The organism is Hansschlegelia beijingensis, from assembly GCF_014196425.1.
GTDB classification, from domain to species: Bacteria; Pseudomonadota; Alphaproteobacteria; order Rhizobiales; family Methylopilaceae; genus Methylopila; species Methylopila beijingensis.
On the sequence record NZ_JACIDR010000001.1, the window covers coordinates 177,906 to 189,480 of the forward strand.

Annotated in this window: 11 protein-coding genes; 4 read left to right on the top strand and 7 right to left on the bottom strand. The window is 71.6% G+C overall.

Features of this window, described 5'->3' with window-relative positions:
• The first annotated feature begins 26 nt into the window (after positions 1-26).
• Positions 27-698: a hypothetical protein gene (locus GGR24_RS00795; protein ID WP_183393396.1), complete on the top strand. Its 672-nt coding sequence runs from the start codon at positions 27-29 to the stop codon at positions 696-698.
• Positions 699-702: 4 nt separating this feature from the next.
• Here the strand turns inward: GGR24_RS00795 and GGR24_RS00800 are convergent, their stop codons facing one another.
• Positions 703-1,584, bottom strand: a complete 882-nt coding sequence (locus tag GGR24_RS00800; RefSeq protein ID WP_183393397.1) for a metallophosphoesterase — start codon at positions 1,582-1,584, stop codon at positions 703-705.
• Between the two features lie 359 nt (positions 1,585-1,943).
• Between GGR24_RS00800 and GGR24_RS00805 the strand changes: the two genes are divergently transcribed.
• Together GGR24_RS00805 and GGR24_RS00810 are read left to right on the top strand one after the other, a co-directional pair.
• Positions 1,944-2,408 carry an NUDIX domain-containing protein gene (locus GGR24_RS00805; protein WP_183393398.1) on the top strand — a complete coding sequence of 155 codons (465 nt, stop codon included), beginning with the start codon at positions 1,944-1,946 and terminating at the stop codon, positions 2,406-2,408.
• A gap of 177 nt (positions 2,409-2,585) precedes the next feature.
• Positions 2,586-3,086, top strand: coding sequence for a GNAT family N-acetyltransferase (locus GGR24_RS00810; RefSeq protein ID WP_183393399.1), 501 nt, complete (start codon positions 2,586-2,588; stop codon positions 3,084-3,086).
• Positions 3,087-3,098: 12 nt separating this feature from the next.
• On the opposite strand, the gene GGR24_RS00815 is transcribed toward GGR24_RS00810, so the two are convergent.
• Positions 3,099-3,407, bottom strand: a complete 309-nt coding sequence (locus tag GGR24_RS00815) for a hypothetical protein (RefSeq protein WP_183393400.1) — start codon at positions 3,405-3,407, stop codon at positions 3,099-3,101.
• Positions 3,408-3,565: 158 nt separating this feature from the next.
• Between GGR24_RS00815 and GGR24_RS00820 the strand changes: the two genes are divergently transcribed.
• Entirely contained in the window at positions 3,566-3,832 is a 267-nt protein-coding gene (locus GGR24_RS00820; protein ID WP_183393401.1) for a PepSY domain-containing protein, read from the top strand.
• Between the two features lie 6 nt (positions 3,833-3,838).
• Here the strand turns inward: GGR24_RS00820 and GGR24_RS00825 are convergent, their stop codons facing one another.
• From GGR24_RS00825 to GGR24_RS00845, 5 genes are read right to left on the bottom strand one after another with little or no spacing between them, the layout of a single operon-like run.
• Positions 3,839-4,516, bottom strand: coding sequence for a MarC family protein (locus GGR24_RS00825; protein ID WP_210285998.1), 678 nt, complete (start codon positions 4,514-4,516; stop codon positions 3,839-3,841).
• Positions 4,517-4,552: 36 nt separating this feature from the next.
• Positions 4,553-6,628, bottom strand: coding sequence for a hypothetical protein (locus GGR24_RS00830; protein WP_183393402.1), 2,076 nt, complete (start codon positions 6,626-6,628; stop codon positions 4,553-4,555).
• Positions 6,629-6,668: 40 nt separating this feature from the next.
• The gene (locus tag GGR24_RS00835; protein WP_183393403.1) at positions 6,669-9,476 is read right to left on the bottom strand and encodes a DUF4159 domain-containing protein; all 2,808 of its coding nucleotides are present in this window, start codon (positions 9,474-9,476) and stop codon (positions 6,669-6,671) included.
• A complete protein-coding gene (locus GGR24_RS00840; protein WP_183393404.1) occupies positions 9,473-10,384 on the bottom strand; it encodes a DUF58 domain-containing protein in 912 nt (303 codons plus the stop codon). The genes GGR24_RS00835 and GGR24_RS00840 overlap by 4 nt, the downstream gene beginning before the upstream one ends.
• A gap of 5 nt (positions 10,385-10,389) precedes the next feature.
• Positions 10,390-11,388, bottom strand: a complete 999-nt coding sequence (locus GGR24_RS00845) for an AAA family ATPase (protein WP_183393405.1) — start codon at positions 11,386-11,388, stop codon at positions 10,390-10,392.
• Positions 11,389-11,575: the final 187 nt, after the last annotated feature.

Consider the following 11,575-nt stretch of genomic DNA (forward strand, 5'->3'; position numbering starts at 1 on the left):
GCGCGGGGACCGGCTAGTGTCGCCGGATGCAGGACGCGGACGTCAGGGGCGGATCGCCCCAGAAAACCCCGGTGGTCGGGCCGCTGCGCGAGGCGCTGCGGCGCGCCCGGGCGGAAGCTGCGGAGCGTGGCGAGGTGGTGGCCGATTTGCGCCAGGCGGAGATCGCGCGGCTCGAAATCCTGCAGGACGCCCTGCGGCCGGTGTTCGCCGAGGTTCCGGAGCCGATCGACATCTTCGATGTCGGACTGGTGCCGGGCGAGCGGCCGCGCCTGTTCGTCGACATGGTGGCGTTCGTCGAGATGGGCCCCGACCGCAAGGTCTACCGGTTCCTGCGCGACGGACGGCATGGCCGCTCCGTGGTGGCGGAGAGCGAGCAGACCCAACCGATCGTCGACGCGGTGACGGCCTATGTGGCGCGCCGCCTCGTGGAGCGTGAGCAACTGCTCGCCGACCAGGAGAGGTTCGTCGCGCCGCGCGCCGCGCCTGCGGCCGCTCCGGCGGCGGCGCCGGTCGAGCCAGCTGCCGCTTCCAAGGCGGAGGCTGCGGTCCCGGCGCCCGCAAGGCCTTCGGCCGGCGCCCGTTGGCTTCGGCTGGTGGCGATCGTGCTCGCCTTCTGCGTCGGCGGCGGCGTCGGAGGCGCGGTCGTCGTCGGACTGATGGTCGCGGCCGCGAAGGGATTGCTGCCGGGCGTGGGGTGACGCCTCAGGGCAGCGCGTAGCGGTCCGTCTCGCCGATGGTGCCGTCAGGGCGAAGGCCCCGAGTCACCACCTCGCAGTTCCACGCCGAAGTCTCTCCGGTGACGCAGTAGAGGTTATAGGCCGCCAGCGGCTCATGGCTGAGCGGCCCTGCGGAACAGGACGGCACGCCGATCACCGGAATCGGCTTCTCGGGGCCAGGAATCTCGTTCCGCGCGGGCTCGTGATTGTGGCCGTGGATGACGAGTTCGGCGCCCTCCAGCGCCAGCACCTCGCGCAGGCGGTCGGCGTCCCTCAGCCGCCGAAGCCAGGGCGTCCCGTCCTCGGCCACCGGGTGATGCACCATCACGAGCCGGAAGAAGCCCTCCTGCTTCAGTCCGCGCAGCATCGGACCGAGCGCGTCGAGCTGGACAGCGCCGACTTCTCCGGTCGCGGCGAGCGGCGCCGTGGCGACCGCGGAGGACAGCCCGATCAAGGCCACCACCCCCTGACGCCGGATGAACGGGAAGCCGACGCGCCCGTCGTCGCTCGACATGTGCGCGCCCCAGACGCGCGCCGGGGCGCTCTTCACGGTGCGCACATAGGCGTCGTGATTGCCCGGAATCGCGGCCACGCGGTCAGCTGGGCCGAGCTTGCCCAGGAACTCGGCCGCCGGCAGGAATTCAGCCTGCAATCCCAGGTTGGTCAGGTCGCCGGTGACCGCGATCGCGTCGGGCGCCTCGTCGACGACGTCGGCTACGATCTGCTCGAGCACCGCCATGTCGTGCCAGCGGCGGCGGCGGCGGAAATAGTTGATCGCCCCGAGCCCGCGCTTCGACATCATCTCGAAAAGCGTGAAGTGGGGCAGCGGCCCGAGATGCGGGTCCGACAGGTGGGCGATGACCGTCACGAGCGAGCGCCGGATGAGAGGGCTGGAAGGTTCCGGGGCGGCTTCGCCCCGCCGTCAGTCATACGGTCAGGCGCAGGCGCCGTCAGTTCTTCGCAAATGTCGCGAGCGCGGTCACCGCGGCCCCGCTCGGAGTGCGCAGCGCGCTCAGCCATGAATGAGCCGCCTGGGCCGGGCCCTGACGGAACGAAAAAAGCCAGAACATATGATCCTCGTCGAGGCGCAGCCTCGGCCCCCGATGGGCGTCCGGCTCCGCTGAGCTTGAGATGGCGACGCAAGGCTCCGGACGCCAGCGGCGGGCGGGAAGGCGGCGCGCGCGCGGGGGCTATATCACGTTCCGGCATGAGGCGGGAGGGGAGACCATGAGCTCGATCCGAGGGCGGATCGTTCGGGCCGCGGCGGCGCGCTGGGGCCGCGCGCGCCGCGCGGTCACGCTCGGCGTCAGGGTTCTGGCCGTCGATGGCGATCACGCGCTGCTGGTCCGGCATGGATATGTGGAGGGCTGGCACCTGCCCGGCGGCGCGGTCGAGCTTGGCGAGACCGCCGAGGAGGCCGCCGCGCGCGAACTGCTGGAGGAGACCGGGGTGTCGGCGGCGCGGCCGCTGCGGCTCGTCGGGCTTTACTTCAATCCCGCGTTGGGCGGACGCGATCATGTCGCGCTGTTCAGAACCGACGCCTTCGCGATCGGCGCGGCGCCCGAGCCGAACCGCGAGATAGCCGAGAGCGGCTGGTTCCCCTTGTCGGCGCTTCCACAGGGCGCGACGCCCGCCACCCGCCGCCGCATCGAAGAGTGTCTGGGACAGCGGGCCGCGAACGGTCGATGGTGAGCGCGGATGCGCTGGCGCGCGGCTTTGCGCCGTGCTAAGCGCGCGCCGTCATGGTCATCATCCGCCACACCCCTTCGCGACGACGCGCGGCGCGCCGGCTGCCGGCGCCGATCCAGCGCGGCTGACCCTCGCACAGGCGACGGGCGGCCTCTCAAGACCCTTTCGTCCGAGCCCGCCATGACCTCCCTTCCGCTTGCGATCCTCCATGAGCAGCCCGACGACCGGGCGGCGATCGACCGCCTGCAGGAGCGCGCGTTCGGGCCGGGCCGCTACGCCCGATCGGCCTATCGCCTGCGGGAGGGCGTCGCGCCGCTGCCGAAGCTTTCCTTCGTGGCCCGCGTGGGCACCTTTCTGGTCGGGTCGAACAGGATGACGCCGATCCGCATCGGGAGGACGCCGGCTCTGCTGCTGGGGCCGCTCGTCGTCGATCCGGCCTTCCGTAGCCGGGGCATCGGGCAGGCGTTGATCAACGCCTCGATCGCCGCCGCGGAGAGCGCCGGACACCGCCTCGTCCTGCTTGTCGGCGATGAACCCTATTATGCGCGGCTCGGCTTCCAGCGCGTGCCTGACGGCCGGGTGGTCATGCCGGGACCCGTCGACCCGGACCGCGTTCTGTGGCGAAGGCTCGCGCCGGATGCGGACAGCGAGGCGCGGGGCCTGGTCTGGAAGACGTTCTGAGCCGCTGAGACGTCAGCACGCGACGGCCTCGACCGCCTCCAGGATCACGCCGATGCAGACGAGGAACAGGCCGATCGGGATGATCAGCAGCCCGATCAGGTATTTGAGGGTCGCGACGCCGAACGCGACGACCTTCCAGCCGAAGTTCTTGGTGGCTTTGCCCTGCCCGCAGCTGTCGTCCTTCTTCTCGACCGCCAGCGACGGGAGGCTGATCGCGGCTGCGGCCGCCGGATAGCCGCCGGCGCCGCTGACGCGAACCCCTCCCGTCAGACAGAGCAGGCAGAGCAGCGTACGGATCAGCAGGGTGCCCCGAGCTTTCATGGCGGAAGTCCTTCCGGTTGCGGGGGTCATCGCGCAGGAACGCCGGGACCGCAAGTCGGCCGCCAGGCAGACGGACCTCGAGAGGCTGCCGGCCTCGCGGTCGCCGTGAACCGGCGAGGCGCTACTTGTCACGAGTTCCACCTCGGAAGGAGCACTCGATGACGCGCATTCGCACGCTCGCCCTCGCGGCCGCCATCTCGTTCGGAGCCGTGAGCGCCGCGCTCGCCGACGAGCCAGGACCGGACTGGATGTCGGCCGAGCAGGTGAAGGAGAACGTTCTGAAGTCGGGCTACACGGGCGTCGCGGAGATCAAGGCGGAGAAGGACCATTGGCGCGGAGAAGGGATCAAGAACGGTCAGAAGATGGAGTTCTTCGCTGATCCGAAGAGCGGCGCTCTGGTGATCGAGAAGCCGGTGGTGGAGTGACGGCGTTCACCGGAGGGCCGCTCCCAGTCCTGCGGCGCGCAGTGCGTCCAGAACGCCGTTGAGCGTGATCTGGACCCCGACGCACAGCAGGATGAAGGCGGCGAGCCTGGCGATGATGCGAATGCGCGGCTCGCCCAGCAGCCGCGTGATCCAGTCCGCCGAGGAGTAGGCGAACCAGACGACCGCCGCGATCGCGATGGCGGCGAGCGATGATCCGACCACGAAGCCGATGAACGCGCCCGGCTCGGACGGCCGGTTCGCCCCGAGGGCGATGGCGACCGAGATGGTGCCCGGCCCGGTGGTCAGCGGCAGCGTCAGCGGGAAGAACGCGACCTCGTCGGCGTTCATGGCGTGGCCGGCCTGAGCCTGCTTGACCTCGTCCATATGCTCGGGCGCCGTCAGCAGACGCCAGCCGCTGACCGCGACCACGAGGCCGCCCGCGATCCGCAGGGCGGGGAGCGTTATTCCGAAGAAGGCGAGCACATAGGCGCCCATCCAGAGCGAGATCAGCATCACCAGCGCCGAGTAGGTCCCGACGCGCCGCGCGAGCAGGATACGTTCGGCGTGTGTGCGGTCGCCCGTCACCTGCGCGAAGATCAGCGCGCCGCCCATGGGGTTGACGATCGAAAACAGCGCTGAGCTCGCAAGCAGGAAGCTCTGGAGCAGCTCGACCTGCCAGTTCAAGGCGCGCTCCTCAGGATGGCCGGCGCGAGGACGCGCTCATCGTCCTTCGCGCGCCCAGGCGGCGGCGAAAGAACCTATCAGCAGCAGAAGGCCAAGCAATCCCGCGAAGATCGGCAGAATGCCAAGGCCGCGGACGACGCTGGCGTCCGCCTGATGAACGCCGATCCAGTCGGCTCCGGACGCGCGCGCGCCCGAGCTCACCGGCACGACGCGCGGAATGTCCAGATCTCCTCCGGCGTCGGGCTGGACCCTGCGAACCGAACCGCCCGTCGCGGACGCGACCGCCTGCAGCCGCTTGTCGGTGCTCGCCACTTCGGTGAACTCGCGCGGATTGGGCGGTCCGACATTGACCAGAGTGGTGAACGTCCCGTCGGTCGCGCGGTGCAGCCCCAGCTCCGGCGTCTCCAGGACGCCGCGCCACAGCCCCGGCTCCGCTTCCGCGAGCGCCACGCGACGGCGCTCTCCGCTCGGCAGGGCCACGTCGACCGGGCTGACCTCGTCCTTCAGCGTCTGCCGCTCGAAGGTGACGGTCCTGCCGGTGGCCCTCGCGCGCAGCGCCTCCTCCTCGAGGTCGGGCTCCTTCATCAGCCAATGCGACAGCCGGCGCAGCAGATCGACATGCGGGCCGCCGCCGTCGAAACCGCGCGCCCATAGCCAGGCATGGTCCGACAGCAGGACCGCGACGCGCCCCTTGTCCTCGCGCGCCAGCACCAGAAGCGGGCGGTCCTCGGGACCGTCGAGCACGGCTTCGCCCCCGCGAAGCCGGGAATCGACCATCCGGAACCATGGCGCCCAGCTCGGCGGCTCGGTCTCGGAGCCCGTCAGGCCACGGGTGACCGGGTGCTTGCGGCCGACCTCCGAGAGCGTCGGTCTGAACTCCCGCTCGATCACCCCGCCCATGGGCTCCGCCGGAAGCACCTGGGCAAGCGGCGTCTCGAAGAGCGAGCCGGGATCGGCGTAGTCGGGTCCGCCCGCGACCAGCACGGCGCCGCCGTTGCGGACGTAACGGGCGATGTTGTCGAAATAGACGATCGGCAGGATGCCCTGACGCGCGTAGCGATCGAAGATGATGAGGTCGAACTCGTCGATCTTCTGAGCGAACAGCTCGCGCGTGGGAAAGGCGATCAGCGAGAGCTCGTTGATCGGCGTGCCGTCCTGCTTCTCCGGCGGCCGCAGGATGGTGAAGTGCACCAGGTCGACGCTGGCGTCGGCCTTGAGCAGGTTGCGCCAGGTGCGTTCGCCCGCGTGCGGCTCGCCCGAGACCAGCAGCACGCGCAGCTTCTCGCGCACGCCGTCGATCGGCAGGACGGCGCGGTTGTTGACCGTGGTGATCTCACCGCCGGCGTCCTCGGCCTCGACCTCGACGAAGTTCACGCCCGGATGGACGATAGGGACGTCGATCGTCGTGACCTGACCGGGCGTCGCGTTCAGCCGCTGGATCTCCTCGCCGTCACGCCGGACGATCACCGGGGCAGGGCCGCCGAGGCCTGGGCCGACCTCGTCGATCCGGAAGCCGATCTTCTGGGTCTGGCCCACGATGCCGAAGCGGGGCGCAAGCGTCAGCGCCACCCGCCGGTCGCGCTCGTCGGGCCTCCCGGTGATCAGCGCATGCACCGGCGCGCTGAAGCCGATCGATCTGGCGTCCGGCGGCGCGTCGTGGACCACGCCGTCCGTCAGGAACAGCGCGCCCGCGATCCGTTCGGGCGGCACGTCGGCGACGCCGTCTCGCAGCGCCGCGAACAGTTCGGTGCCGTCGCTCGACGTCGCGTCCTGACCGGCCTCGATCCAGCGCACCTCAGTGTTCGGCAACCCGGCCAGCCTCTGGGCGAGCTGCTCGCGAGCGGCGTCCGTCTGTCCCTTGCGGCCGTTGAGCGTCTGGCTGCCGGAGCGATCGACCACGACCGGGAGCACGTTCGTCAGCGGCTCGCGGTCTTCCCGGGTGAAGGACGGGTTCGCCAGCGCGAGCAGCAGGCACGCGAGGGCCCCCGCGCGCAGCCAGGCGCCGCGGGTGCGGCCGAGCAGGCACAGCAGGACGACGACGCCGCCGGCGATCGCGAGCGCGATCAGGCCGGGGAGCGGAATGAGCGGCGAGAAGGCGACGTCGAGATTCATGCGCTACGGCTTGCCGCGCGGCGGCGTCCCAGGGGCTCGTTCATTGGCCGAGCCTTTCCAGCAGAGCCGGCACATGCACCTGGTCGGCCTTGTAGTTTCCGGTGAGGGTATACATCACGATGTTGACGCCGACCCGGTAGGCCATCTCCCGTTGCCGCTCGTCGGTCGAGGTCGGCAGCAGCGGCTCGCCATTGGCGCCGATCGCCCAGGCGCCGGCGAAGTCCGCGCCCGTGATCAGGATCGGCGAGACGCCGTCGCCTGCGCGCGCGGGGCGCTCCTCGCCCTCATCGACCGGCGGCAGGGCTTCCACCCAGAGCGGGCTGCCGGCGTATCGCCCCGGAAAATCCTCGAGCAGATAGAAGGCCTTCGTCAGCACGTGGTCCGGCGGCGCCTTCTCGAGCGCCGGGACGTCGAGACCGCCGAGCAGGCGCTTAAGCGTCTCGTTCTGCATGCCCGGCCCGCTGGTGAGCGCGTCCCGCGTGTCGAACAGAATGGTGCCGCCCTGTTTCATGTAGGCGTCGATCCGCGCCAGCGCTTCCGGGGAAGGCGCAGGCGCGCCGTCGACCACAGGCCAGTAGAGCAGCGGGAAGAACGACAGTTCGTCCTTCGCCGGGTCGACGGCCATCGGCGCGCCGGGCTCCAGCGCCGTGCGCTGTCCCAGCGTCTGCGTGAGGCCTTCGAGCCCGGCCTTGCTGACGCGATCGACCTCGGAGTCCCCCGTCGTCACATAGGCGAGCCTCGTCGAGAGCGTCGCCTCGAGGGCGAAGCGATCGTCGATCGGAGTGCGCCCGGCCGGCTCGGCGCGTAGCGCGCCGGGTCCCGCGAACAGAGCGAGCCCCGCAGCCGCAAGGAGAAGCGCCGCGGCTCGCGGACGGCGCCCGAGCAACGCCGCGCCACCCCCGAGCAGGAACACGACCAGGCTGTCCACAATGGCGGCGATCGCGGCCAGCGTGAGCAGCCATGGCGCGATCGGCATGGGCTCCTCGGTCGCGATCTGCGCCACGGACATCCTCAGCCCCGCCAGGTCGAGCCGCTGCAGCGCGGCGTCTGCGGGCAGCGTATTGATCGCCACGCCGGCGTCGATGGGGCCGTAGAAGCCTGGCGGATTGTCCGGCGTCGCAGCTGGGCGGCCCTCGGCGGGAGCGGGGCGGGCGGTCGCCGGCGGGCTGCGGAAGGCGCCGTAGCCGTCCAGGGTGCGCGTCGGCGGAAGCGCGGGACGCCGGGCCGAGGACGCTGCCGACGCAGCGTCGGGCGCGAGCGCGGCGGGACTGGAGCCGGCGAGGTCGACGATCCGCCGCAGCATGTCCACGAAGGCTCCCGAGAGCGGCAGGTTCGACCACCGCGTATCGGACGTGACGTGGAAGAGAACGCTCAGGCCCTTGTCCTGGCGCGCTCCGGTCACCAGAGGCGTGCCGTCGCCGAGCGTCGCCCACACGCGCCCCGGAAGCTCCGCGTCGGGTTCGGCCAGAACCTGGCGGCTGACGGTTACGTCGCTAGGCGCGACGAGCGGCGCGAAGGGGCCGTTCGGCGAGAAGCTCGCAAGCGGCTGCGGGGTCTCCCAGGCGAGCGCCCCGCCCAGCACCCGTCCTCCCTGGCGCAGGCGAACGGGAGAGAGTTCGTCGTCCGGCGCTCCGGCCAGGCGCGGCCCGGCAAAGCGGATCAGCACGCCGCCGTTGCGCAGCCACCCCGCGAGCGCAGCGTGAGCCTCCCGGGTCAGAGCGCCGACATCCGCGAGAATGATGACCGGAAGCTTCTCGGAGACGAACCTCTCGACCGCCTGGCTTGCGCCCTGGCCGCTCGCTTCACGGACGTCGGCGAACGGCTTGAGCGCGCGCGAAACATAGTAGGTCGGCGACAGCAGCGGCTGGGCGACGTCGGCGGTCGCTCCGGTGACGAGCCCCACAGCGCGCCGCTTGGAACGTTGATCGAGCAACTGGACGGCCCCTGCGGACCGCGCGGCCACGATCTCCAGCCGCGCAACGTCGTTGCGGAGTTCTATGGGGAGGTCGAAGGTCGCGCTAGCGTCACGGGCGCCAATTGCGAATGCGCCCTCGGCCTCGGCGAGCGGGCGGCCGCGGAGATCGGAGGCGCGAACGCGGAACGGCTCCGGCCCGGCCGCCTCGGCCCGCAGCGCCTTCACGGTCAGCGCCGCCGGCGTGTTCTCGGCGGCCGCCAGGGCGCGGGCCGAACGCGTGTCGTCGAGCCGCATCTGCAGGCGACCGCCGAGCGCCGCGTCGAGGCCTTCGGCGAAGGCGCGCGCCTCGCCGCCGGCGAGGCCGTCGGAGATCCACACGGCCTCGGTGGCGGGATTGGCAGAGAGCAGCTTGCGGATCGGACCCAGCAGCGGCGTCCGGTCGGGCGTGAAGGGCTCCGGCGCAAGGACGCGCAGCCGCTCGGTGGCCTCGCCCGCCGTGGTCAGCGTCAGCTCGCGGGGCGGCTCCGCGGTCCCGACCAGGGCCACGGGACGCCCGGCGTCGCCCGCGGTCGCGATCGCCGCCTCGGCGGCTGCCGCCCGCGCCGCCCAGTCCGGCGCCGACGCCCAGCCATTGTCGATGATGACCAGCAACGGGCCGCTCTGGCCGGAGGCCGCCTCAGCCGGGTTCCAGATCGGCCGCGCCAGAGCGAGAATGATGAGCGCTGCGAGCGCGAGGCGCAGCAGCAGCAGCCACCACGGCGTTCGGACCGGCGTCTCGCGCCTGGCGGTGACGTCGAGCAGCAGGCGCAGGGGCGGGAAGTCCACGCGCCGCGGCCGCGGCGGCACGATCCGCAGCAGCAGCCACAGCGCGGGCAGCGCAAGCAGCGCCGCCAGCATCCAGGGGCTGAGAAACGCGAGCGGCAGCGCGCTCATCGCTCGGCCTCGCCGAGCTGCGCATGCAGGCCGAGCAGCGCCTCGGTCGCGGGCCGATCGGTGCGGTGGATGATGAAGCTCCAGCCATGGCGGCGCGCGATCCCGGCGACTGCGGCGCGGTGGCGCGCAAGCCGTTCCTCATAGCCCGCCCGCCACTCCTCGGCCCGGCCCGCGACCAGCCTGAGGCCGCCATCCGGGTCGATGAATTCGGTGCGGCCCCAGAACGGGAACGTCTCCTCCGCGGGGTCGGCGATCATCACCAGATGCCCCCGGCCGCCGCGTCCGGCGAGACCCGCGACCGCCGCTTCGATCTCCTCTTCGGGCGCCAGCAGGTCGCCGATCACCACCGCTTCCGCGAGGCGGGCGATCGGCGCCGTGGCCGGCGGCAGATGTCCGCCATCGTCGGGAGCGTAGGCGAGCGCCTGCGCCAGACGCTCGGTGGCGAGCCGGCTGGCCGTCGGCCGGCTGAGGCCAAGCAGGCCGACCCGCTCTCCGCCCCGCACCAGAAGATCCGCGAGCGCAAGGCCCAGCACCACGGCCCGCTCGATCTTCGGGACGGGCGCGAGACTCGATCGGAAGGCCATGGACCGGGAACGGTCGATCCAGATCCAGACGGTGTGGGCCGCCTCCCATTCCTGCTCGCGCACGTAGAGGTGCTCGTCCCGGGCGGAACGGCGCCAGTCGATCCGGCCGGGAGCGTCGCCGGCCGAGAAGCGGCGGAACTGCCAGAAATTCTCGCCGACGCCGGCCCGCCGCCTGCCGTGCAGCCCATGCACGACCGTGGCCGAAGCGCGCCGCGCCGCGACCAGCAGCCGGGGCAGGCTTCCGGCGAGATCGAGCGCGGCCTCCTCGTGCCGCGAGACGATCCGGACGGCCGAGGAATCGACGAGCTCGGCGCGAACCGCCATCAGCGTCAGCCGAGCCGCTCGACGAGCCTGGCGATCACCGCCTCGAGGGTCTCGCCCGAGCTGCGCGCCGAGAAGTTCAGGGCCATGCGATGCTTCAGCACCGGCGGCGCGAGCGCGGCGACGTCGTCGATCGATGGCGCGAACCGCCCGTCGAGCAGCGCGCGGGCGCGAACGGCGAGCATCAGCGCCTGGCTCGCGCGCGGGCCGGGGCCCCAGGCGATCTTGTCCGCGAACGCCTTGTCGGCGGTCTCCGGCCGCGCCGAGCGCACCAGGTCCAGAATGGCCTCGACCACGGACTCGCCGACCGGCAGGCGGCGCACCAGGCGCTGGGCGCCCATCAGGTCCTCGGCGCTGAGCGCCTGGCGGGGGCGAACCTCCTCGGCGCCGGTCGTCGCGAGCAGGATCCGCCGTTCCGCGTCGCGGTCCGGGTAGTCGACGTCGATCTGCAGCAGGAAACGGTCGAGCTGGGCTTCGGGCAGCGGGTAGGTGCCTTCCTGCTCCAGCGGGTTCTGGGTCGCGAGCACATGGAACGGACGGGGCAGGTCGTGGCGCGCGCCCGCGACCGTGACGTGATACTCCTGCATGGCCTGCAGCAGCGCGGACTGCGTGCGCGGGCTGGCGCGGTTGATCTCGTCCGCCATCAGGAGCTGAGCGAACACCGGCCCCTGGATGAAGCGGAACGAGCGGCGCCCGTGGGCGTCTTCCTCGAGCACCTCGGAGCCCAGAATATCCGACGGCATCAGGTCCGGCGTGAACTGCACGCGCCGTGCGTCGAGGCCGAGCACCGTTCCCATCGCTTCGACCAGCTTGGTCTTGGCGAGGCCGGGGACGCCGACGAGCAGGGCGTGCCCGCCGCACAGCACCGTCAGAAGCGCCTGCTCGACCACCTTCTCCTGGCCGAAAATGACCTCACCTATGGCCGCGCGCGCCGCCGCGACATGGCCGCCGATGGCTTCCGCGCCCCGCACGATGGCGGCGTCCAGGTCAGTCGCCGGCTCGGTCATCCGAACTCTCCTCGATTCCGCGTTGGCGGACTTGCCGTTCATCCGACGACCCTACGGGCGATATTGCAACCGCCGATCTGGCGGCGCAGCAAGGCGCGGACCTTACCCGCCGCGTCCGGGCGCCATACCTTCAGGCGGACCAGAGACCGACAACCGGGCGATGTTGAGGCCGGCATGTCGACCATGA